Genomic DNA, 22,323 nt, shown 5'->3' on the forward strand with positions numbered 1-22,323 from the left:
TAACAGCGGTATGCGCAAAGGCATTGAAAAAGGCATCAAGAAAGGCATTGAGAAAGGACGGGCAGAAGGCATTGCCGAGGGCAGGCTGTCCGTAGCGAGAAACCTCAAGCAGATGGGGCTTGACGCTGCGTCCATCGCCAAAGCCACCGGACTCGATGCGGAAGCCGTCGAAAGGCTTTGAATATAGGAGTGCCGCATTGCATTTAAAAGTCTGGAACAACGCATTACGGACACATACAGTCCATTTATGCAAGCATTTGGGCGGACGGGGATTCGCAACAATTCATTCGAATTTATTTGCTTTTTCATCCCCATTATTTGGAGAGTTTTCAAATAAAATCTATTTTTGCATCATTAAAGTGATCTTTTTACCGGAATCCGAATGAATAAGATAAAAAAGAAACTAAAGAAAATCCGTATTCACCATGAAGGAACCCATATCCTGCTGATAGCAGCACTGCTGCTGGCTGCCGCTAACGGACTGCTGTACTGGGGACTGGCATGGAAGATACCTTTTTATATCGTATTGCTTGCCAGCATAATCCTTTACGGACTGATGGTAAACTTCTTCCGATGCCCTATCAGAATCTTCAAAGGAGATACAGAAAAGGTTGTGGTGGCACCGGCAGACGGCCGGATCGTTGTCATAGAGGAAGTGGAAGAACATGAATATTTTCATGACAAACGGCTGATGATTTCCATCTTCATGGGAATCACCAACGTACATGCCAACTGGTATCCCGTGGACGGAGTGGTGAAACAAGTGACCCACCACAACGGACGCTTCATGAAAGCATGGCTGCCGAAGGCCAGCACCGAAAACGAACGCTCTACCGTCATTATAGAAACTCCGGACGGACAAACCGTAATGGCGCGGCAGATAGCGGGAGCGGTGGCAAGAAGAATCGTCACTTATGCCGAGCCGGGAGATGACTGCTACATCGACGAGCACATGGGCTTCATCAAGTTCGGCTCGAGAGTGGACGTTTATCTGCCTCTAGGGACAGAAGTCTGCGTAAAAATGGGGCAGGCAACCACGGGCAATGAAACGGTTATAGCCAGATTGAAATAAGATATGCCAAACGCAATTGTAAGAAACATACCGAATGCCATTACCAGTTGCAACCTGTTCAGCGGATGCATCGCGTGCTACATGGCATTTCACAGCAATTATGAGCTAGCCCTCCTGTTCATTGTGACAGGAGCTGTATTCGATTTCTTTGACGGAATGTCGGCACGGCTGCTGCGCGTATCCTCTCCCATCGGAAAGGAACTGGACTCGCTGGCCGACGACGTGACTTTCGGACTGGCTCCGGCAGCCATCGCGTTTTCGCTTTTTAAGGAAATGCACTATCCCGACTTTCTTCTGCCAATGGCCGGAATACTTCCTTACGCCGCTTTTCTGATCGCCGTCTTTTCAGCCTTGCGGCTGGCGAAGTTCAACCTTGACGAACGGCAGACCAGTTCATTCATCGGAATGCCGACTCCGGCAAACGCGCTGTTTTGGGGATCGCTGGTTGTTGGAGGGCATGAATTTCTGGTTTCGACCCATTTCAACGCCATTTACCTGCTTGTTCTGGTTATTGTCATGTCGCTGCTTCTGGTTGCGGAACTTCCGATGTTTTCGCTGAAGTTCAAGGACCTGTCATGGGGACACAACAAGGTGCGCTACATATTCCTTATCGCAAGCATTCCCCTGCTTGTCGTTTTCCGCCTGAGCGGATTCGCGGCTGTGATAGTATGGTATATCCTGCTCTCGCTGCTGACTTATAAAAAAAACAACAAATAATTTTTCATGCTGCATCTGTTAGGAATCATAGTATTTATCTTCCTGTTTGTTCTGATAATCGGGGCAGTCATCCTGTTGCGTGTCGTAAAGGGGTTCTTTTCCATAGGCAAAAAGATGACGGGACAGGACTTCAGCCGCGAAAGACGCTCGCAAACAGCCGGCACAGCCGATTATTCAAATGCTGCGCAAAAGCAGAAAACGCCCAAGAAGAAGAAAGTTTTTGACGATGACGAAGGCGAATACGTAGACTTTGAAGAAATCAAAGAACCGTAACTTTCTATCCGGGCAGAGGAACCACCCAAGCTCCAGCCTGCCCTCAACGTCTTTTCCTGAAGAAGTCTTTCACCAAAGCAGCACATTCTTCAGCCATCACTCCGTCCACGACTTCCGTCTTGGGATGCAAGGCATCAGGCGCATACCTCCTGTATCCTCTTTTCTCGTCAGCCGCGCCGAACACAAGCCGTCCTGTCTGTGCCCAGGCAATCGCTCCGGCACACATCACACATGGCTCCACCGTAACATAAAGCGTACACTCTGTCAGATACTTGGCTCCCAGCGCATTCGCCGCAGCAGTAATGGCCTGCATCTCCGCATGGGCCGTCACATCGTTCAAAGCCTCTGTCAGGTTATGCGCTCTGGCCAGAACGACACCACGGCAGACCACAACAGCTCCCACCGGCACTTCTCCGCAATCGGCTGCCCTCCGGGCTTCAAGAAGTGCCTGCTTCATATAAAACAGATCATCCTTTTGATTCATTGCACAAAAATACGTATTTTTGCCGAAAAGAAAAATATGGCAGCACATAATGAACTCGGAAAGGAAGGCGAAACAGCGGCAGTTTCTTTCCTGCAGCAAAAAGGGTATCTCATCAGGCACACAGACTGGCACGACGGAAAAAAAGACCTCGACATCGTGGCCGAAAAGGACCATACGCTCATTGTGATAGAAGTCAAAACCAGAAGGAACGACAAGTACGGCCAGCCGCAAGAAGCCGTAACCGACCGCAAAATCCGCCATATCGTATCATCAACAGACTCATACCTCAACCGGTTTGAGATTGATCTGCCTGTCAGATTCGACATCATCACACTGATTGGAGAAAGGCCTCCTTTCGACATAGAACATATTGAAAACGCTTTCTTGCCGCCCATATGGTAAATGAACTATTTAAACGAACGATAAACTTCCCGGAGCCCGTCTTTCTGGAGGAAACGGTTTCTACCAACCTGTATCTGCAGGCATTATGCGACCGTACCAGACAGGAAGACCTGACTTGCGTATACACTTCCTTCCAGTCGGCAGGAAGGGGGCAGCGGGGAAACAGCTGGGAATCGGAAAAAGGAAAAAACCTCCTGTTCAGCTTCGTCGTCTATCCCAGCCGCCTGGAAGCGGGACGCCAGTTCCTGCTTTCACAGATAACCGCGCTGGCTCTAAAGGAAACGCTGTCGCAGTTTGCCGACAATATCCGCATCAAGTGGCCCAACGACATTTACTGGAAAGACAGGAAGCTTTGCGGGACACTGATCGAAAACGACCTGACAGGCACACACATAAGCCGTTCCATATCGGGGACGGGGGTGAATCTGAATCAGGAAAGATTCGCAAGCAACGCCCCCAATCCGGTATCGCTGAAACAAATCACCGGACACACGTATTGCCCGAAGGATATGCTCCTCCAGATTCTTGAGCGGACCGCACATTATTTCGGACTGCTGAAAACGGAACAGACCGACGTGCTGACGACACGATACAAACAATGTCTGTACAGAAAAGACGGACTCCACAAATACAAAGATAAGGGGGGAGAGTTCATGGCATCCTTCAAAGACATTGAGCCGAGCGGAAAGCTCGTGCTGGAAGACGAAGACGGAGCCATCAGAAAATACATGTTCAAGGAAGTGGAATACGTGCTTCCATCCCCCACCCTTACCGGACTCAACAAAAACAGCAACACAACAGCACCATAAGATGAACCAGACAGATAAACAGATACTGCACATCGCCGTACCCTCCATCGTATCGAACATCACCGTTCCATTGCTGGGACTGGTTGACGTGACCATTGTCGGCCATTTGGGGTCGGCGGCATATATCGGTGCCATAGCCGTGGGAGGCATGCTGTTCAATATGATCTACTGGGTGTTCGGATTTCTCCGCATGGGAACAGGGGGACTGACGGCGCAGGCCTTCGGACAACGGAACGAGGCGGAAATCACCCGGATTCTGCTGCGCTCCCTTTCGGTCAGCTTTTTGCTTGCCGCCGCCCTGCTCATCCTGCAATATCCCATCCGACACCTCGCCTTCTTCTTCATCGATGCCAGCCCGGAAGTGCAGGACATGGCCACACGCTATTTCCATATATGCATTTGGGGAGCTCCTGCCACCCTCGGACTCTACAGCTTCATCGGCTGGTTCATCGGAATGCAGAATTCAAGATACCCCATGTTCATCGCCATCACGCAAAACGTCGTCAACATAGCCGCAAGCCTGTTTTTCGTATTCGCCCTCGACATGAAAGTGGCAGGCGTCGCATTGGGAACGCTTATCGCCCAATATGCCGGACTGCTGATGGCGTGCCTGCTGTGCCGGCACAAATACAAAAGCCTCCGCCCCTACGTCCGAAGACACAGACTGTTTGAAAGGCAGGCGATGAAACGCTTCTTCAACGTAAACAGGGATATATTTTTCCGCACGCTGTGCATTGTGGCCGTAACCGTATTCTTCACTTCCACGGGAGCGGCATACGGTGATGTCGTACTGGCTGTGAACACGCTGCTCATGCAACTGTTTACGCTGTTTTCTTACGTCATGGACGGATTTGCATACGCCGGAGAGGCGCTGTCGGGAAAATACGCCGGAGCCGGAAACCGCACTGCATTCCGGCAAACCGTCCGCCATCTTTTCTATTGGGGCACCGCGCTGGCGGCAGGCTTCACGCTGCTGTACGGCATCGGAGGAAAAGACTTCCTAAGTCTGCTGACCAATGACACGGAGGTGATCAGCGCCTCAGGCGACTATTTCGCATGGGTACTTGCCATCCCCGCCGCAGGCTTTTCGGCCTTTCTTCTCGACGGAATCTGCATCGGAGCCACCGCCACCCGAATTATGCTGCGCGCCATTTTCATCGCATCAGCCTGCTTCTTTCTGCTCTATTACGGGCTCCACGGCACAATGGGGAACCATGCGCTCTGGCTGGCCTTCATTTCCTACCTGGGGTTGCGCGGAATAATGCAGGCCTTGCTGAGCCGAAAATTGCTCAGTCAAGGATTTTTTTCTACCTTTGCGAATAATCAATAAAAAACATACAGCCATGGCAAAATTCAAACGCATCTTATTAAAGCTCAGCGGGGAAAGCCTGATGGGAGAAAAAAAGTACGGCATCGATGAAAAACGCCTGGGCGAATATGCCCGGCAAATCAAAGAGATCCATGAGATGGGCGTACAGATAGGAATCGTTATCGGAGGGGGAAACATCTTTCGCGGGCTCACAGGCGCGGGAAAAGGGTTTGACCGCGTGAAAGGCGACCAGATGGGCATGCTGGCCACGGTAATCAACAGCCTGGGACTTAGCTCCGCTCTGGCGGCAGAAGGAGTAAGGGCGCGTGTCCTGACAGCAATCCGCATGGAACCGATCGGCGAGTTCTATTCCAAATGGAAAGCCATCGAAGCTTTGGAAAACGGCGAAGTGGTCATCATGTCGGGAGGAACCGGAAACCCGTTCTTCACGACCGACACCGGATCTTCATTAAGAGGCATCGAAATAGAGGCGGACGTGATGCTGAAGGGCACACGTGTGGACGGCATCTATACGGCAGACCCGGAAAAAGATCCGACAGCAACCAAGTTTGACGACATCACCTACGACGAAGTGCTGGCGCGCGGACTGAAAGTGATGGATCTGACCGCCACCTGCATGTGCAAAGAAAACAACCTGCCCATCATCGTCTTCGACATGGATACGGCAGGCAACCTGAAGAAAGTCATCGGCGGAGAAAATATCGGAACGCTGGTACACAACTAAATCAGCATTCACCGCAGAGGCACGGAACGCCACAGAAGGAAGCGCAAGAGCGTGCGCCTCTGCCGGCTCTGCGGTGAAAGCTCCATGCCGGTGTTCCCGCAAAAACCGTCAGTCCAGGGCAAACTCTCTGACCTCACCGTTCCGCATCAGCGGAATTACATTCATGCCTTCTGCCGGAATCTGTTCCAGCCAAGCCTGAACAGCACGGTTGATCTGCCCGTGACCGACCGCCAGCACCCGCTTTCCGTCATAATTCCGGCGAATATAATCAAGAAACTTGCCGGCACGCCGATAAAGCATCTCCCATGTTTCCACATCAGCCGGAGGGTCGTTCCTGTCTACGGCACTCAGATAAAGTCCGGTCCAGCTTCCCCAGTCTATCTCACGGAGCAAAGGAGTCGTTTCCCATGGCAGCCGGCGTTCTCCCAGCGCAATCCTGACAGTGTCAACCACCCGTTGAAGATCGCTGCTCACCACAGCGTCCAGTTCAATTTCCTCCAATGCTTCTCCCAGCTCTGCGGCCTGACGTTTCCCCTCTTCGGTCAGTATCCCGGGCAAATGCCCTTGAAAAATGCGTTTCAGATTCTCTTCCGTCTGCCCGTGGCGAGCCAAATAAAGTGTAGTCATATTTTATAAGTAAGAATATACAAAAACAGATAAATGTCCGTCTGTTCCCGACCGGCAAAAAGCAGACATTCACGGCAAATTGTCATTTGCGGGGCAAATGTAGCAACAAAACCCCAACGGACAAAATCGGGCGAAATGAAAATCAGAAAGTTCGCCCGAATATTTCGCCCACCTATTGCAAAAGACTAAAAAATAGCTTACTTTTGTTCACAAAACATTGTTCTGAGAATAATATCTATTTAAACTGTAAGTAATATGGCAGATTCAAAAGCAATTATCAGCGAAGCTGAAGAGAAAATGAATATGGCAATCATGTATCTGGACGAAGCGCTGGCCCACATCCGTGCAGGAAAAGCGGATGTACGCCTGCTCGACGGCATCCGGGTAGACTCCTACGGAAGCATGGTGCCAATCAACAACGTGGCAGCCGTAACCACCCCCGATGCGAGAAGCATCGCCATCAAGCCGTGGGATAAAAGCATGTTCCGCATCATCGAAAAGGCAATCATCGATTCCGAACTGGGCATCATGCCTGAAAACAACGGCGAAATCATACGCATCGGCATCCCTCCTCTGACCGAAGAACGGCGCAAGCAGCTTGCAAAACAATGCAAGGGCGAAGGAGAAACGGCCAAGGTGAGTGTGCGCAACGCCCGCCGCGACGCTATCGACTCGCTGAAAAAGGCTGTGAAAGAAGGCATGCCGGAAGACGAACAGAAAAATTCGGAAGCCAAACTGCAGAAAATCCACGACAAGTTCATCAAACAGATTGACGACTTGCTGGCCGCAAAAGACAAAGAAATCATGACCGTATAACACGGCTGAAGCGGCTGGAGGGAAGGCCGGAACAGGCGCTCCTCCCAGCCGCCAACGGCCAACAATCAACTATCTGAAGAACTTGGAGAAAGGACTGGTAATAAGAAGTACAGGGAGCTGGTATCAGGTCAAGACTGACAGCGGACAACTGGTGGACTGCAAGATCAAAGGCAGCTTCCGCCTGAAAGGATTCAAAAGCACCAACCCGATAGCTGTGGGCGACCGGGTGCACATCACGTTGAACACGGAAGGTACGGCCTTCATCACCGAAATAGAAGACAGGAAAAACTATATCGTCCGCCGGGCATCCAACCTTTCCAAACAACTGCACATCATTGCGGCAAACGTAGACCAGTGCATGCTCATCGCCACGGTCAACCACCCGGAAACATCGACCATTTTCATCGACCGCTTTCTGGCATCGGCCGAAGCGTACGGTGTGCCGGTGGCTTTGATATTCAACAAGACCGACATCTACTCGGACGACGAGAAACGGCTGCTGGAAGGCCTGACCAACCTCTATACACACATAGGCTATCCGTGTTTCTGCATCTCCGCACTGAACGAAACCGGAATTGGGGAAATAAAAAAAATGCTTGCCGGAAAAATCACGCTGCTGTCCGGCAACTCGGGAGTGGGGAAATCGACGCTCATCAATGCCATTCTGCCCGGCCAGAACCTGAAGACGGGGGAAATATCCGCCGTTCACAACAAGGGAACGCATACAACGACCTTCTCTGAGATGTATCCCCTTGACGAGGGAGGATACATCATAGACACGCCGGGGATAAAGGGCTTTGGAACCTTTGACATGAAAGACGAAGAGGTGGGGCATTACTTCAAGGAGATTTTTGAATTCTCAGCCAACTGCAAATACGGCAACTGCACGCACCGGAACGAACCCGGATGCGCCGTACGGGAAGCCGTTGAAAAACACTACATAAGCGAGTCCCGCTACCTGTCGTACCTGAACATACTGGAAGACAGAGAGGAGGGGAAATACCGGGCCGCCTACTGACACATCCTTTTACCTGAAAACACATCATCTTATGGACAAACGAATCAAATGGGGAATTATCGTAATCATCACCGGCGGACTGGTTGCCGCCGGCATCCACACATTCACGCCGAAAGAAAATGAAGAACTGGCCGAAACGGAAGACACGCCCAGACAAAAGAGCCAGAAAGCACTGAATGTCAACGCAAAGATCGTAAAACCGCACCTGCTGACCGATGAACTTTTTGTCAGCGGAAAACTGGTGCCCGACGAAGAAGTGGACCTTTCGTTCGAAACCTCCGGAAAAATCATCGACATCAACTTTACGGAGGGAACCTTCGTGACCAAAGGACAGCTGCTGGCCAAAGTGAACGACAGCCAGCTTCAGGCGCAGCTGAAACGGCTGGAGGCACAGATGCCGCTGGCTGAAGACCGGGTGTTCCGGCAGAATGCACTTCTGCAGCGCGATGCTGTCAGCAAGGAAGCCTACGAGCAGGTGAAGACCGAACTGGCCACCCTGAACGCCGACATCGAAAACGTCAAGGCAAACATCGCCATGACGGAACTGCGCGCTCCTTTCGACGGCATCATCGGCCTGAGGCAGGTCAGCACGGGTGCATACGCCTCGCCGACTACAGTCATCGCCAAACTCACCAAAATCACTCCGCTGAAAGTGGAATTCGCCGTGCCGGAACGCTATGCCCGCCAGGTGAAGAAGGGAACAAACCTGACGTTCAAGATAGAAGGCTTCCTGAATGAATTCAATTCACAGGTATATGCCACCGAATCGCGCATAGACGACGAAACGCACACGCTTACCGTGCGCGCGCTCTACCCGAACAGAAACGGCGAACTATTGCCCGGACGATATGCCGACATCAGCCTGAAGCAGGAGGAAATCAAAGAGGCACTGGCCATTCCTTCGGAAGCCATCGTTCCGGAAATGGGGAAGAACAAGGTGTTTGTCTACCGCGCAGGGAAAGCTTATCCCGTAGACGTGACGACAGGCATACGCACGGAAGCTGAAATACAGGTTATCAAAGGCCTGGCTGCCGGCGACACAATACTTACTTCGGGAACCTTGCAGCTGCGCACAGGAATGCCGGTCATTATCGACCGTATTGAATAACTCTAATTCCCTACATCCATGAACATATCCGAACTTAGTATCAGACGGCCGGTGCTGGCAACCGTGCTTACCGTGATTATCCTGCTGTTCGGCCTGATAGGATACACCACACTGGGAGTACGCGAATATCCGTCTGTAGACAACCCGATCATATCCGTTACATGCAGTTATCCGGGAGCAAATGCCGAAGTAATTGAAAACCAGATCACAGAGCCGCTGGAACAGAACATCAACGGTATCCCGGGCATCCGTTCCCTTTCGAGTACCAGCCAGCAGGGACAGTCACGCATCACAGTAGAGTTTGAGCTTTCCGTCGATCTGGAAACGGCTGCCAACGACGTGCGCGACAAGGTATCGCGCGCTCAGCGCTATCTGCCCCGCGACTGCGACCCGCCCACGGTTTCAAAGGCTGATGCCGATGCCAGCCCCATCCTGATGGTGGCCATCCAGAGCAACACACGCTCGCTGCTCGAACTGAGCGAAATCGCCGACCTGACCGTCAAGGAACAGCTCCAGACCATTCCTGACGTGAGCAGCGTATCCATCTGGGGAGAAAAACGCTACTCCATGCGTCTGTGGCTCGATCCTGTGAAAATGGCAGGATACGGAATTACGCCCGTCGACGTGAAGAACGCGGTCGACGAACAGAACCTGGAGCTGCCGTCCGGAAGCATCGAAGGAAACACAGTGGAACTGACGCTGCGCACCATGGGACTGATGCACACTGCAAAGGAGTTCAACAACGTGATTCTGAAAGAAGACAACGGGCGCATCATCCGGTTCAGCGACATCGGTTACGCCGAACTGGGACCTGCCGACCTGAAGAGCTACATGAAGATGAATGGGGTGCCGATGGTGGGTGTTGTAGTGATTCCCCAGCCGGGAGCCAACCACATAGAGATCGCCGATGCTGTATACGAACGCATGAAGCAGATGGAGAAAGACCTGCCCGAAGACGTGACGTATACCTACGGATTCGACAATACGCGGTTTATCCGCGCCTCCATCGCCGAAGTGGAAAGCACCGTATATGAGGCATTCGTGCTGGTAATCATCATCATATTCCTGTTCCTGCGCGACTGGCGCGTCACCCTGATACCGTGCATTGTGATTCCGGTATCGCTCATCGGAGCTTTCTTCGTGATGTATGTCGCCGGATTCTCCATCAACGTGCTGACCATGCTGGCAGTCGTGCTCTCGGTGGGACTTGTGGTAGACGATGCGATTGTAATGACCGAAAATATCTACATCCGCATCGAACGGGGGATGAAACCGTTTGAGGCAGGCATCGAAGGGGCCAAGGAAATCTTCTTCGCCGTAGTGTCCACCACTATCACACTGGCGGCGGTGTTCCTCCCCATCGTCTTTATGGAGGGAACCAGCGGACGGCTCTTCCGCGAGTTCAGCTTTGTCGTGGCAGGTTCGGTCATCATCTCTGCCTTTGCGGCACTCACCTTCACACCGATGCTCGCCACCAAAATGCTGAAATATCAGGAAAAGAAAAACTGGTTCTACCGGAAAACGGAACCTTTCTTCGAAGGCATGAACAACCTTTACTCGCGCTCGCTCAGAAGCTTTCTGAAAAGAAGAGCCGTAGCTATCCCCATCGTCATCGTCACAATGGTGCTTATCGGCATACTCTGGGGACAGATTCCTTCGGAAATGGCACCGCTGGAAGACCGCTCGCAAATCACCATCAACACGCGCGCGGCTGAAGGCGCCAGCTACGAATATATCCGCGATTATACCGAAGAAATAAACGCGCTGGTGGATTCTGTCATCCCGGACGCGGCATTTGTCACCGCACGCGTATCAAGCGGAAGCGGAAACATCCAGATAACCCTGAAAGACATCAAAGAACGCGACTATACACAGATGGAAGTGGCGGAAGAAATATCGAAAGCCGTCCAGAAGCACACGAAAGCGCGGTCGTTCGTCCGCCAGCAGTCGTCATTCGGAGGACGGAAAAGCAGTATGCCGGTGCAGTATGTGCTTCAGGCAGTCAGTCTGGAAAAGCTTCAGGAAGTGCTGCCCGAATTTCTCGCGGAAGTATACGACAACCCCACTTTCCAGATGGCTGACGTTGACCTGAAATTCAGCAGTCCCGAGATGCACGTAAACATCAACCGCGACAAGGCGGGAACAATGGGAGTAAACGTGCGCGATATCGGCGAGGCCCTGCAGTACGGGCTGAGCGGACAGCGCATGGGATATTTCTACATGAACGGAAAGCAGTACGAGATTCTCGGACAGATCAACCGCCAGCAGCGCAACCAGCCTGCCAGCGTGAAATCCATCTACATCCGCAACGACAAGGGAGAAATGATCCAGATGGACAACCTGGTGGACTTTGCCGAAACCGTGGCGCCGCCGAAACTTTACCACTACAACCGTTTCGTGTCGGCCACCATCTCTGCGGGACTGGCCGAAGGGAAGACCATCGGCGACGGACTGGACGAAATGGACAAGATTGCAGAGAAGGTGCTTGACGAAACCTTCCGCACGGCTCTGTCGGGCGACTCGAAAGACTACCGCGAGAGTTCGTCGAGCCTGATGTTTGCCTTCATCTTTGCCCTGGTGCTGATCTACCTGATTCTTTCGGCGCAGTTCGAAAGTTTCAAAGATCCGCTCGTCATCATGCTCACCGTTCCGCTGGCCATTGCCGGAGCACTGATATTCATGTATTTCGGAGATATAACGATGAATATATTCAGTCAGATAGGCATCATCATGCTGATCGGTCTGGTAGCAAAAAACGGTATCCTGATCGTGGAATTTGCCAACCAGAAGCAGGAAGCGGGAGAAGACAAGATGCATGCCATCCGCGATGCGGCCCTGCAACGGCTACGCCCGATCCTGATGACCAGCGCAGCCACCGTGCTGGGACTGATTCCGCTGGCATTCGCAACGGGAGAAGGAGCCAACCAGCGCATTGCCATGGGTACAGCCGTTGTGGGAGGTATGCTCGTATCGACATTCCTGACCATGTATATCGTACCGGCAATCTATTCATACATCTCAACAGACCGATCTAAAAAGAAGAAAGCATGAAAAAGCATCTGTATATATTAGCAGCACTGGCAGGCATGGGCCTGTCTGCCCGGGCACAATACACATACACCCTCAGGCAATGCCTGGAAGAAGGACTTGCCAACAACTATTCGCTGCGCATCACACGCAATGAAGAGCTGGTCAGCAAGAACAACGCCACGCTGGGGAATGCGGGATACCTGCCCACCATCGACCTGACCGCAGGATACACCGGAAGCAACGACAACAGCAACTCGGAGTCACGAAGCACCGGCGAAACAACGAAAGTGCGGGGAGTCTACGACCAGACTTTGGACGCGGGCATTGACTTGAACTGGACCATCTTCGACGGATTCAACATCAGCACAACTTACAAGCAGTTGAAAGAAATGGAGCGTTTGGGAAAAACCAATACGCGCATCGCTATCGAAGACTTCATCGCGAACCTTACGGCAGAATACTACAATTACATCCAGCAGGAAATACGCCTGAAAAACTTCCGGTACGCCGTGACCCTCTCAAGGGAACGCCTCCGCATTGTGGAAGAACGGTATCATATCGGAAATTTCTCACGGCTGGACTATCAGCAGGCAACGGTAGACTTCAATGCCGACCGCGCCCAATACATCAAGCAGCGGGAACTGGTGCACACTTCGCGCATCAATCTGAACGAACTGATGGCCGCCAAAGACATGGACCGTCCGATCAAAGTGAAAGACTCGCTGATTGACGTAAACGAACATCTGGAATTCAATGAATTATGGAACGGAACACTCAACGCTAACGCCAGCTTGCTGCAGGCCGACCAGAATACAACCATCGCCCAACTGGACTACAAGAAAGTCCTGTCGCGGAACTATCCTTATGTGCGCCTGAACGCAGGATACGGATATACACTGAACAAATACGACGTAAACGCTACACGCCAACGGAGTAACTGGGGATTCAGCGGAGGAATTACCGTAGGATTCAACATATTCGACGGGAACCGCCGCAGAGAGAAAAAGAACGCCAGTCTGGCAATCCGTAACGCGCAGCTCGCCCGCGACGAGCTGGAACAGGGGCTGCGCGCTGACCTGAGCAATCTCTGGCAGGCATACAGAAACAATATCCGCCTGCTCAACCTGGAACGACAGAATCTCATCTCGGCCAAAGAGAACCACGAAATAGCGAAAGAACGCTACTTGCTGGGGGATCTGTCTGGCATTGAGATGCGCGAAGCCCAAAAGAGTCTGCTGGATGCGGAAGAACGTATCCTTTCGGCCGAGTACGATACCAAAATGTGTGAAATATCTCTGCTGCAGCTCAGCGGACAAATCACACGCTATCTGAAATAGCAGAACAGCCACCTTCCGGAAAGAGGAGCCCGGCGGAACCTTCGTTCATCAACGGGCGGCCTCTTTCTTCGCTTTTTCCACACGCACGACCTTTACAAGCCTCAGCCCGTACTTGACCGTTTTCCCGGCATTTAAGATCCGTGTGTTCTCAAAGCTGAACGTCTTGCTGAAATCAGCACACAAATACCTCAGATCATACTTGTTGAAAGGATCAAATCCCTGATCCTCCAGAAAGTCGCTCAACTCGAGAAGCGTCGCCGAGTACTGGTCGCGAAACGCTTCTGCCTCATCCAAGGTAAAGGGCCTCCATCCCCCTATCCCGTCTTCTTCATAACTTCCGCAGATTGAACGGGCATCATCAGTCCTGGCCAACCACTGGCGGGGAGCAAGCAATGTGGCCTCCACGCTATTTGCAGACAGCGGAACGACTTTCCAAGCGTAAAAAGGCCCCCACACAGCCTCTGCTTCAGGAAGCACTTCCGAGTAAAGGACCGTTCCGTCACCCGAATCCGGTTTCTGCTGTCCGCCATCATCCTCCCCATCTTCCGGCTTCTCCCAGTCCTCTTCCGATTCAATCTCAAAGTCCCCCAAGTCCAGTTCCACGTCCACACCCGTTTCCCATGATTCCACAGGCGACTCTCCCCCGATCTCGATTTTTCCGTCTTCTTTTCCGGCGAAACGATAGACCTTGCCGGACTCAAAGGACGAGTTGTAATCATAGCCGTAAATCTTTTCAGCACCTCCCTGCTTCAATTTGACCGACAAGTGTACACGCGAAGCGTCGGCAGGAAACACATAGACAGGTCCTGCAATCCAGGAGCCGCCCTTCTTCTCACAAGCGACAGCAGCCAGACTGTAGTCGTTGCTGAGATCTCCGCCCAAGGAAATGCCCGAACTGACCGGAGATATGTGCAGCGTAACCTCCGATACATCAGAAGGAAAGAAAGGGAACGAAAAATAAAGGGCTGCGACCGCATAGGAAAGCGTCACCGAAACACCGGTGTCTTTCTCCAGCAGAAGACGGCTCCTCCCTGCAATCAGAGGAACATCCGCACAGCAGTCCTTGGCAAAAGTCAGGTACTGGCGGGGATGCACTTCCAGCGGAAGCACATATTCACCGGACGACAGTCCGGAAAACACAGACAACTGATAACTTCCGGCAGACAGGTCAAACACCGGAATTTCAGATACGGACGATACCGTGCGATCATACACACACTGGTTCCGCGAATCAAAAAGATAGATATCCAGCGGATAGACTGACGGGAAAATTTCAGCATTCCCCAATTCCAGATTCACAAGACAATTGCCGGACTGCGAACCTTCACTGCCATCTTCCGGCTGATAGCCTCCGCAGCCGCCCAGAAGGCAAAGCGTCCCGAATGCCGCGAAAAGCAAACTACATAGCTGTTTCATAAGACTTTTTTCTAGAAGAAACGCTAAGGACGCCAAGCCGTACACTTATCCGGCAAAGTTTTGCTTGCCGGGAGCCGGTATGCGGCCAGCCCCCGAATCATACATTTCAGAAATACTTCTCCAACTTCTTGATCATCATGCCCAGGCAGAAGACAACCACATGGTCGTTCTCCCGGATCATCGTATTTCCCGTAACCAATACACCTTCTCCATTCCGGATCAGTCCGCCGATGGTAGCACCTTTGGGAAGGCCAAGATCCTTGACCGGCGCCTTTGTTATTCTCGATCCGGCCTTGACCGTAAACTCGGCAACATCGGCATTTGCGACTGTCAGACACTTCACATTTGACACATCCGCATCAAGCATCATCTGGTAGATATGGCTGGCCGCAATGAATTTCTTGTTGATGACCGTACCGATATCCAGACTTTCAGCCATGCCGATATAATCCACATTCTCCACCTCCGCCACCGTCTTGACAACCCCAAGACGCTTGGCGGCAAGACAAGCCAGGATGTTGGTTTCAGAGTTTCCCGTCAAAGCGACGAAAGCTTCCGTATTGCGTATCCCTTCTTCCTGCAGCAGGCCGATATCCCGTCCGTCGCCGTTTATCACCATCACCCCGTCGTCCACCAGCTCTGTCAAACGGTTGCAACGGTTCAGATCGCTCTCGATGATCTTCGTGCGCATATAGTCGGGAAGATACTGGCAGGTACGCACGGCGATGCGGCTTCCTCCCATAATCATGACATTTCTCACATCGGCCTCGTTTTCCTTGCCCGCAATCTTCCGTATATAAGGAATGTATTTCTTGGTGGTGGTAAAATAAACGATATCATTCAGCTTGATCATGTCGTCACCGCGGGGGATAATCGTATCCGCCCCCCGTTTGACAGCAACGATATGGAAAGGAATGTTTCTTCCTCCCAGCTCATGCAAAGGCACGTTCAGTATTTCTGCCGCCTCGCCCATCCGTGTGCCGATCAGCACCAATGCTCCTCCGGCAAACTCCCACCATTGCCTGATCCAGCTCATCTTCACAGCGTCAACAATGTCGCGCGCCGCCAGCATTTCGGGATAAATCAGCGAATGCACTCCCAGTTTCGCAAAAAACTCCTTGTGCTTGGGCAAGAGATATTCGTAGTTGTCTATCCGGGCCACGGTCTTCTTTGCTCCCATACTGGCAGCCAGCATACAAGCCGTCATGTTGCGGCTTTCGTCGGGCATTACCCCGATAAACAGGTCGGCACCCGCCGCGTCAGCCTCTTTCAGTCCGCTGATGGATGTAGGCGAAGCGTTGACTGTCATCAGGTCAAGGTTTCCTCCCGATGCATCCAGCTTCCTTTCATCTTCGTCCATCAGAATAATGTCCTGCTTCTCTCCCGATAAAAGTTTGGCAAGGTGAGTTCCCACCGCCCCTGCCCCGGCTATAATGATTTTCATTGATCCAACATCTGAATTATCGCGTTATATATTCCAGTTTCGTCAATCCCGCAAATTTTCCGAAGCTCCTGCACCGTTCCGTGCTGCACGAAGCAGTCCGGGATGCCCAGGCGTTTCACATTCGGAGCATATCCGTTGTCTGACATGAACTCAAGCACAGCGCTTCCCATGCCTCCCATCAGCACTCCGTCCTCAACCGTAACGATCCGCTTGAAGTTCCGTCCGATCTCATGAAGCATATCCTGGTCCAGAGGCTTCAGGAAGCGGAGGTCATAATGCGCCACGCTGAGTCCCGTATCCTGCTCAGCACGTGCCAACGCCCTGGCAGCATCGTTTCCAACTGGCCCGAGCGTAATCACGGCCAGATCCGTCCCGTCCTTCATCTTGCGCCCCCGTCCCACTTCAATCTCTTCCAGCGGACACTCCCAGTCAACAAGCACACCGCGTCCTTTCGGATAGCGGATGACAAACGGACCTTTGCCGGGAAGCTGTGCCGTATACATCAGCTTCCGCAATTCGTGTTCGTCATAAGGCGAAGCTATTGTCAGATTCGGAACAGGACGCAGATAAGCCAGGTCGAACACCCCATGATGCGTAGGACCGTCTTCACCCACAAGCCCCGCCCTGTCAAGACAAAGCACGACGTTCAGCTTCTGTATGGCCACGTCATGTATGACATTGTCATATGCCCGCTGCATAAACGAGGAATAGATATTGCAGAAAGGAAGCAGTCCTTCTTTCGCCATGCCTCCGGAAAACGTCACCGCATGTCCCTCTGCAATTCCCACGTCGAAAGCACGTCCGGGCATTTCCTTCATCAGGATATTCATCGAACAGCCTGTAGGCATGGCAGGAGTAACCCCGACTATCTTGTCGTTTTGGCGCGCCAGTTCCAGCAGCGTATTTCCGAAAACCTCCTGAAACAAGGGAGGCTGCCCCTCCGTATCCTTTACAATCCGCTCGCCCGTTTCCTTGTCAAAGAGTCCGGGAGCATGCCAAACAGTTGCCGACTCTTCCGCAGGCCCGTATCCTTTTCCTTTCCGGGTATGCACATGCAGAAGTTTAGGACCCTTCATATCCTTTATTTCCTTAAGCACCCTTACCAGCGCCCCCACATCATGTCCGTCCACGATGCCGAAATAGCGGATGTTCAGCCCTTCAAATATATTTTGCTGCTGCATGAGCATCGATTTCAAGCTGTTGTTGAAACGTATCAAGCTTTTCCGCCGTTCCTCATTGAGCACACCCCAATTGTAAAGCTTGCGCGACAACAGGTTACGGAAACGGTTGTAGCCTTCCGACGTGTGCAGGTTCAGCAGATACTGTTTCATGCCGCCCACGCTTCTGTCGATGGCCATGTTGTTGTCATTGAGAATGATCAGCAGATTGTTCGGGATAGAAGACACGTTGTTAAGTCCTTCAAAAGCCAGTCCGCCGCTCATCGAGCCGTCGCCTATCACTGCCACCACATGGCGGTCGTCCTCCCCTTTTCCGGCAGCAGCCACAGCCATGCCCAATGCCGCGGAAATGGAGTTGGACGCATGTCCGCACGTAAACGTGTCGTATTCGCTTTCGGCAGGAGAAGGGAAAGGACAAAGTCCGTTCAGTTTGCGGTTCGTGCAGAAGCGGTCACGCCGTCCCGTCAGTATCTTATGGCTGTAGGCCTGATGCCCTACATCCCAGACGATACGGTCATACGGTGTATTGAAGACATAATGAACGGCCACAGTCAGTTCGATGGAACCTAAATTGGAGCCCAGATGTCCCGGATTACGCGACAGTTCATCTATAATCATATCCCTCAGTTCACTGCACACTTCAGGCAACAGGCTGACCGGCAGCTCCCTCAGATCACCGGGACTGTCTATTCTCTTCAACAAATCGTGCGATACTTGTTGTTCCATTCCAAATTCATTAAACTTTTATCGCACAAAAATAACATAAATATATATTAAATATTACATTTGCACCAAATTTTCTATCTATGGAGTTCAGGACGACAGTTGAAATGCCCTCCGACCACCCGCAGATTGCCCATTCGGACAAGCTGATGGTATGGGGGTCTTGTTTTGCAGAAAATATAGGGAAGCGATTGCTCGACAACAAATTCCAGTGCGACACCAATCCTTTCGGGGTTCTTTACAACCCGCTCTCGATAGCAAAAGCCGTCAAGCAGCTGATCTGCAGAAAACGCTATACGCCCGACGACCTGATGCATGAAAAAGACGTCTGGTTCAGCCTCATGCACCACAGCTCGTTCAATTCGCCCGACCGGGAACAATGCCTTCAGAACATAAACACACGGATAGAAAAGGGCATGGAATACCTGGAACAGGCATCCTGGCTCATTTTCACATGGGGAACAGCCAGAGTCTATTCATGGAATGAAAACGGAGAGATTGTTGGGAATTGCCACAAACTCCCTGAGCGGATGTTCTCGCGCAGGCTGCTTGCCACCGACGAAATCGTCACAGTCTACGAAGACCTGCTGAACAGCCTGCATGCGGACAGCCCCAACATGAAAATGCTGTTTACCGTCAGCCCGATCCGCCATGCCAAAGACGGGATGCACGGCAACCAGCTCAGCAAAGCCACCTTGCTGCTTGCCATCAACGAACTTTGCGCACGGCTGCCGTTCTGCTACTATTTCCCTTCCTACGAAATCATGATGGACGAACTGAGGGACTACCGCTTCTACGCCGACGACATGCTCCATCCCAGCCAGCTGGCAACCGACTATATCTGGGAGCAATTCTCCGGAACTTATTTGAGCGGCCCCGCATTGTCATTCATCAAACAATGGGAAAGCATCCGTAAAGGCCTTGACCACCGCCCGTTCAATCCCCAATCGGACACTTACCGCAAATTTGTTAGTCAAATACTGTTAAAGATAAGAGATCTAAAAGAAAAATTTCCGTACTTAGATGTCCAAAATGAAGAACAAACATGTCAAGCTCTATTGAAGAAATAATCGCAGCCATCGGAGCAGAACGCATCGGTGACAGACCGGCTACAATCGACTGGATACTTACCGACAGCCGCTCATTGTGTTTCCCTGAAGAAACCCTTTTCTTCGCACTGAAAACCAAGCGCAACGATGGACACAAATACATAGCCGACCTGCATCGGCGGGGAGTGCGCAACTTTGTAGTGAGCGAACTGCCGGAAGAAACCGCCGGCAAATTCGCAGGCTCCAACTTTCTGAAAGTAGCGAATCCGCTAAAAGCGTTGCAGAAACTTGCCGCCAGGCACCGCGAGAAATTCCAGATCCCCACAATAGGAATCACAGGAAGCAACGGGAAAACGGTGGTCAAAGAATGGCTCTACCAGCTCCTCAGCCCGGACAAAGTGGTCACCCGTTCACCGCGCAGCTATAATTCACAAATCGGAGTTCCGCTGTCTGTATGGCTGATGAACGAACACACAGAGGTGGGAATCTTCGAAGCAGGCATCTCTGAAATGGGCGAAATGGAAACGCTTAGGCCCATCATCCAGCCTACAATAGGAATCCTGACCAATATCGGAGGCGCCCATCAGGAAAACTTCCCGTCACTCCAGGACAAATGCATGGAGAAACTGCAGCTTTTCAAGGATTGCGACGTGATCATCTACAACGGCGACAACGAACTGATAAGCAACTGTGTGGCAAAATCTCTTTTCACGGCCCGCGAGATAGCCTGGTCTACCAAAGACGTGGAACGCCCGCTTTTCATCGAGAAGATTCTGAAAGACGATACGGGAACGACAATAAAATACAGATACCTAGGCTTCTTCAAGGAATACAGAATACCTTTCATCGACGAGGCATCCATTGAAAATTCGCTGCACTGCCTGGCTGCAGCCCTCTATCTGATGGTGCAGCCCGACGAAATAGCCAGACGGATGCTGCACCTCGAGCCGATAGCCATGCGCCTTGAGGTGAAGGAGGGGAAAAACAACTGCATCCTGATCAACGACAGCTACAATTCGGACTTCGCTTCGCTTGATATTGCACTCGATTTCATGGCCCGGCGTTCTGAAGACAAAGGACGCAAGCGCACACTCATCCTGTCGGACATGCTCGAAAGCGGACAAACCAGCAAGCTGCTCTACAGGCAGATTGCCGATCTGGTGCACAGCAGGAAGGTGGACCATATCATCGGAGTGGGCAAGGAAATATCAGCGGCGTCCGGACGCTTTGACATCGAAAAGAACTTTTTCCAGACAACAGCCGAACTGCTCGATTCCGGGCTGCTGAACAGCCTGCGGAACGAAGTCGTGCTGATCAAGGGGGCGCGCATCTTCCATTTCGACAAAATAACCGACCAGCTGGAGCTGAAGGTGCATGAAACGATTCTGGAAATCAACCTCAGCGCCCTCGTTGAAAACCTCAACCATTACCGCAACAAGCTGAATCCGGAAACAAAAATTGTATGCATGGTAAAAGCCTCAGCCTACGGAGCCGGCTCGTTTGAAGTGGCGAAAACACTCGAAGACCAGCGCGTGGACTATCTGGCCGTTGCAGTGGCCGATGAAGGCGCCGACCTGCGCAAGGCAGGCATAAGCAGCGCCATCATGATAATGAATCCGGAACTGACAGCTTTCAAGACCATGTTCGACTACAGGCTGGAGCCGGAGGTTTACAGCTTCCACCTGCTTGAAGAACTGATCAAGGCCGCCGAAAGAGAAGGGGTTACCAACTTCCCGATCCACATCAAGATCGACACGGGAATGCACCGGCTGGGATTTTCCCCCGAAGAAATCCCCCAACTGGTCGAACGGCTCCACAAGCAGACGGCAGTGATTCCGCGGTCTGTATTCTCACACCTTGTAGGGAGCGATTCGCAAAAGTTCGACCCGTTCACGCGACAGCAGATCGAAACGTTTGAAAAGGCTTCACAAATCTTGCAGGACGGATTCAGACACAAGATACTGCGCCATATCTGCAATACTGCCGGAATAGAACGCTACCCCGGAGCGCAATTCGACATGGTCCGCCTGGGCATCGGACTTTATGGAGTAGACCCTTACACCAACAACATCCTCCACAATGTCACCACGCTGAAAACAACTATCCTGCAAATACATGATGTGCCGGCGGAAGAAACCGTAGGCTACAGCCGCAAAGGGATACTGAAACGGGATTCGCGCATCGCCGCCATACCAATCGGCTATGCAGACGGGCTGAACCGCCACTTGGGCAACGGAAACGCCTACTGCATCGTCAACGGCAAGAAAGCGCCGTATGTGGGAAACATCTGCATGGACGTGTGCATGATTGACGTAACGGACATCGACTGCAAAGAGGGTGACAAAGCTGTCATCTTCGGCAATGAACTGCCTGTCACCGTCTTGTCAGATATTCTGGACACGATTCCCTACGAAATTCTTACAAGCGTATCAAACCGGGTGAAACGAGTCTATTTCCAAGACTGATCCGGCTTCCGCCGAAATGGAGTCCAACTTTTTTCAGTCCGCAGAAAAAACGGACCGGCGCAGAATAAGCCCATACTTCTAACCTGGAGATATGAATCTCCAGCCTAAAGATATATATCTCCAGCCTGAGGATACAGATCTTCAGGCTGGAGATAAAGTTTTTGCGAACGAAGCCATGCCTCTCCACACAGATCGGCCAGCCTTATGGAACACGCAGCAGCGGTTCTCCAAGGCATCCCTCCCCCAGTCCGGCAGGCCGCAGTTATCCGAAGAAAAGTTATTTTCGGGACCCGTTTTCACA

At 51.9% G+C, this 22,323-nt stretch carries 19 protein-coding genes and 1 pseudogene; 15 read left to right on the forward strand and 5 right to left on the reverse strand.

What is annotated here, in order from left to right:
* The 4 genes and pseudogenes from NW212_RS12165 to NW212_RS12180 form a co-directional block, all read left to right on the forward strand.
* Nucleotides 1-181 (forward strand): annotated as a pseudogene (locus tag NW212_RS12165) (hypothetical protein); the annotation flags it as partial.
* A gap of 201 nt (nucleotides 182-382) precedes the next feature.
* A complete protein-coding gene (locus NW212_RS12170; RefSeq protein ID WP_258338909.1) occupies nucleotides 383-1,072 on the forward strand; it encodes a phosphatidylserine decarboxylase family protein in 690 nt (229 codons plus the stop codon).
* Between the two features lie 3 nt (nucleotides 1,073-1,075).
* Nucleotides 1,076-1,789, forward strand: coding sequence for a CDP-diacylglycerol--serine O-phosphatidyltransferase (pssA, locus tag NW212_RS12175; RefSeq protein ID WP_258338910.1), 714 nt, complete (start codon nucleotides 1,076-1,078; stop codon nucleotides 1,787-1,789).
* 6 nt (nucleotides 1,790-1,795) lie between these two features.
* Entirely contained in the window at nucleotides 1,796-2,062 is a 267-nt protein-coding gene (locus NW212_RS12180) for a DUF4834 family protein (protein ID WP_258338911.1), read from the forward strand.
* A 43-nt stretch (nucleotides 2,063-2,105) separates the two neighbouring features.
* On the opposite strand, the gene NW212_RS12185 is transcribed toward NW212_RS12180, so the two are convergent.
* Complete coding sequence (locus NW212_RS12185; RefSeq protein ID WP_258338912.1) at nucleotides 2,106-2,546, reverse strand: nucleoside deaminase; 441 nt, start codon at nucleotides 2,544-2,546, stop codon at nucleotides 2,106-2,108.
* Nucleotides 2,547-2,582: 36 nt separating this feature from the next.
* Here NW212_RS12185 and NW212_RS12190 point away from each other — a divergent pair, with 36 nt between their 5' ends.
* Genes NW212_RS12190 through pyrH form a run of 4 tightly spaced genes read left to right on the forward strand, consistent with a single transcriptional unit; the run spans nucleotide 2,583 to nucleotide 5,811 of the window.
* A complete protein-coding gene (locus NW212_RS12190) occupies nucleotides 2,583-2,948 on the forward strand; it encodes a YraN family protein (protein ID WP_258338913.1) in 366 nt (121 codons plus the stop codon).
* A complete protein-coding gene (locus tag NW212_RS12195) occupies nucleotides 2,942-3,757 on the forward strand; it encodes a biotin--[acetyl-CoA-carboxylase] ligase (RefSeq protein WP_258338914.1) in 816 nt (271 codons plus the stop codon). The genes NW212_RS12190 and NW212_RS12195 overlap by 7 nt, the downstream gene beginning before the upstream one ends.
* A gap of 1 nt (nucleotide 3,758) precedes the next feature.
* The gene (locus NW212_RS12200; protein ID WP_258338915.1) at nucleotides 3,759-5,087 is read left to right on the forward strand and encodes an MATE family efflux transporter; all 1,329 of its coding nucleotides are present in this window, start codon (nucleotides 3,759-3,761) and stop codon (nucleotides 5,085-5,087) included.
* Nucleotides 5,088-5,100: 13 nt separating this feature from the next.
* On the forward strand, nucleotides 5,101-5,811 hold the full coding sequence (gene pyrH, locus NW212_RS12205; RefSeq protein WP_258338916.1) for a UMP kinase: 711 nt from the start codon (nucleotides 5,101-5,103) through the stop codon (nucleotides 5,809-5,811).
* Between the two features lie 108 nt (nucleotides 5,812-5,919).
* On the opposite strand, the gene NW212_RS12210 is transcribed toward pyrH, so the two are convergent.
* Nucleotides 5,920-6,438, reverse strand: coding sequence for a histidine phosphatase family protein (locus NW212_RS12210; RefSeq protein WP_258338917.1), 519 nt, complete (start codon nucleotides 6,436-6,438; stop codon nucleotides 5,920-5,922).
* A gap of 255 nt (nucleotides 6,439-6,693) precedes the next feature.
* On the opposite strand from NW212_RS12210, the gene frr reads away from it, so the two are divergent.
* The 5 genes from frr (at nucleotide 6,694) to NW212_RS12235 (ending at nucleotide 13,747) form a co-directional block, all read left to right on the forward strand.
* Complete coding sequence (frr, locus tag NW212_RS12215) at nucleotides 6,694-7,254, forward strand: ribosome recycling factor (protein WP_258338918.1); 561 nt, start codon at nucleotides 6,694-6,696, stop codon at nucleotides 7,252-7,254.
* A gap of 82 nt (nucleotides 7,255-7,336) precedes the next feature.
* Nucleotides 7,337-8,272: a ribosome small subunit-dependent GTPase A gene (gene rsgA, locus NW212_RS12220; protein WP_258338919.1), complete on the forward strand. Its 936-nt coding sequence runs from the start codon at nucleotides 7,337-7,339 to the stop codon at nucleotides 8,270-8,272.
* Nucleotides 8,273-8,303: 31 nt separating this feature from the next.
* Nucleotides 8,304-9,380: an efflux RND transporter periplasmic adaptor subunit gene (locus tag NW212_RS12225; protein ID WP_258338920.1), complete on the forward strand. Its 1,077-nt coding sequence runs from the start codon at nucleotides 8,304-8,306 to the stop codon at nucleotides 9,378-9,380.
* An 18-nt stretch (nucleotides 9,381-9,398) separates the two neighbouring features.
* On the forward strand, nucleotides 9,399-12,431 hold the full coding sequence (locus NW212_RS12230; RefSeq protein ID WP_258338921.1) for an efflux RND transporter permease subunit: 3,033 nt from the start codon (nucleotides 9,399-9,401) through the stop codon (nucleotides 12,429-12,431).
* A complete protein-coding gene (locus NW212_RS12235; RefSeq protein ID WP_258338922.1) occupies nucleotides 12,428-13,747 on the forward strand; it encodes a TolC family protein in 1,320 nt (439 codons plus the stop codon). Before NW212_RS12230 ends, NW212_RS12235 begins: the two co-directional genes overlap by 4 nt.
* 48 nt (nucleotides 13,748-13,795) lie before the next feature.
* On the opposite strand, the gene NW212_RS12240 is transcribed toward NW212_RS12235, so the two are convergent.
* From NW212_RS12240 to dxs, 3 genes are all read right to left on the reverse strand, one after another.
* Entirely contained in the window at nucleotides 13,796-15,163 is a 1,368-nt protein-coding gene (locus NW212_RS12240) for a FimB/Mfa2 family fimbrial subunit (RefSeq protein ID WP_258338923.1), read from the reverse strand.
* A 106-nt stretch (nucleotides 15,164-15,269) separates the two neighbouring features.
* Nucleotides 15,270-16,607 (reverse strand): Trk system potassium transporter TrkA, encoded by a 1,338-nt coding sequence (trkA, locus tag NW212_RS12245; RefSeq protein ID WP_258338924.1) that lies wholly within the window; start codon nucleotides 16,605-16,607, stop codon nucleotides 15,270-15,272.
* Nucleotides 16,604-18,511 (reverse strand): 1-deoxy-D-xylulose-5-phosphate synthase, encoded by a 1,908-nt coding sequence (gene dxs / locus NW212_RS12250; RefSeq protein WP_258338925.1) that lies wholly within the window; start codon nucleotides 18,509-18,511, stop codon nucleotides 16,604-16,606. The genes trkA and dxs overlap by 4 nt, the downstream gene beginning before the upstream one ends.
* An 80-nt stretch (nucleotides 18,512-18,591) precedes the next feature.
* On the opposite strand from dxs, the gene NW212_RS12255 reads away from it, so the two are divergent.
* Together NW212_RS12255 and NW212_RS12260 are read left to right on the forward strand one after the other, a co-directional pair.
* Nucleotides 18,592-19,578 (forward strand): GSCFA domain-containing protein, encoded by a 987-nt coding sequence (locus NW212_RS12255; RefSeq protein WP_258338926.1) that lies wholly within the window; start codon nucleotides 18,592-18,594, stop codon nucleotides 19,576-19,578.
* The gene (locus tag NW212_RS12260; RefSeq protein ID WP_258338927.1) at nucleotides 19,554-22,022 is read left to right on the forward strand and encodes a bifunctional UDP-N-acetylmuramoyl-tripeptide:D-alanyl-D-alanine ligase/alanine racemase; all 2,469 of its coding nucleotides are present in this window, start codon (nucleotides 19,554-19,556) and stop codon (nucleotides 22,020-22,022) included. The genes NW212_RS12255 and NW212_RS12260 overlap by 25 nt, the downstream gene beginning before the upstream one ends.
* Nucleotides 22,023-22,323 lie beyond the last annotated feature (301 nt).

It is taken from the genome of Bacteroides sp. ET225 (genome assembly GCF_024733745.1).
Lineage (GTDB): Bacteria > Bacteroidota > Bacteroidia > Bacteroidales > Bacteroidaceae > Phocaeicola > Phocaeicola excrementipullorum.

What these genes read in the sequence shown, in the direction of transcription:
- NW212_RS12170 (WP_258338909.1), top strand. Translation starts at nt 383, where the DNA reads ATGAATAAGATAAAAAAGAAACTAAAGAAAATCCGTATTCACCATGAA.
- pssA (WP_258338910.1), top strand. Translation starts at nt 1,076, where the DNA reads ATGCCAAACGCAATTGTAAGAAACATACCGAATGCCATTACCAGTTGC.
- NW212_RS12180 (WP_258338911.1), top strand. Translation starts at nt 1,796, where the DNA reads ATGCTGCATCTGTTAGGAATCATAGTATTTATCTTCCTGTTTGTTCTG.
- NW212_RS12185 (WP_258338912.1), bottom strand. Translation starts at nt 2,546, where the DNA reads ATGAATCAAAAGGATGATCTGTTTTATATGAAGCAGGCACTTCTTGAA.
- NW212_RS12190 (WP_258338913.1), top strand. Translation starts at nt 2,583, where the DNA reads ATGGCAGCACATAATGAACTCGGAAAGGAAGGCGAAACAGCGGCAGTT.
- NW212_RS12195 (WP_258338914.1), top strand. Translation starts at nt 2,942, where the DNA reads ATGGTAAATGAACTATTTAAACGAACGATAAACTTCCCGGAGCCCGTC.
- NW212_RS12200 (WP_258338915.1), top strand. Translation starts at nt 3,759, where the DNA reads ATGAACCAGACAGATAAACAGATACTGCACATCGCCGTACCCTCCATC.
- pyrH (WP_258338916.1), top strand. Translation starts at nt 5,101, where the DNA reads ATGGCAAAATTCAAACGCATCTTATTAAAGCTCAGCGGGGAAAGCCTG.
- NW212_RS12210 (WP_258338917.1), bottom strand. Translation starts at nt 6,438, where the DNA reads ATGACTACACTTTATTTGGCTCGCCACGGGCAGACGGAAGAGAATCTG.
- frr (WP_258338918.1), top strand. Translation starts at nt 6,694, where the DNA reads ATGGCAGATTCAAAAGCAATTATCAGCGAAGCTGAAGAGAAAATGAAT.
- NW212_RS12225 (WP_258338920.1), top strand. Translation starts at nt 8,304, where the DNA reads ATGGACAAACGAATCAAATGGGGAATTATCGTAATCATCACCGGCGGA.
- NW212_RS12230 (WP_258338921.1), top strand. Translation starts at nt 9,399, where the DNA reads ATGAACATATCCGAACTTAGTATCAGACGGCCGGTGCTGGCAACCGTG.
- NW212_RS12235 (WP_258338922.1), top strand. Translation starts at nt 12,428, where the DNA reads ATGAAAAAGCATCTGTATATATTAGCAGCACTGGCAGGCATGGGCCTG.
- NW212_RS12240 (WP_258338923.1), bottom strand. Translation starts at nt 15,163, where the DNA reads ATGAAACAGCTATGTAGTTTGCTTTTCGCGGCATTCGGGACGCTTTGC.
- trkA (WP_258338924.1), bottom strand. Translation starts at nt 16,607, where the DNA reads ATGAAAATCATTATAGCCGGGGCAGGGGCGGTGGGAACTCACCTTGCC.
- dxs (WP_258338925.1), bottom strand. Translation starts at nt 18,511, where the DNA reads ATGGAACAACAAGTATCGCACGATTTGTTGAAGAGAATAGACAGTCCC.
- NW212_RS12255 (WP_258338926.1), top strand. Translation starts at nt 18,592, where the DNA reads ATGGAGTTCAGGACGACAGTTGAAATGCCCTCCGACCACCCGCAGATT.
- NW212_RS12260 (WP_258338927.1), top strand. Translation starts at nt 19,554, where the DNA reads ATGTCAAGCTCTATTGAAGAAATAATCGCAGCCATCGGAGCAGAACGC.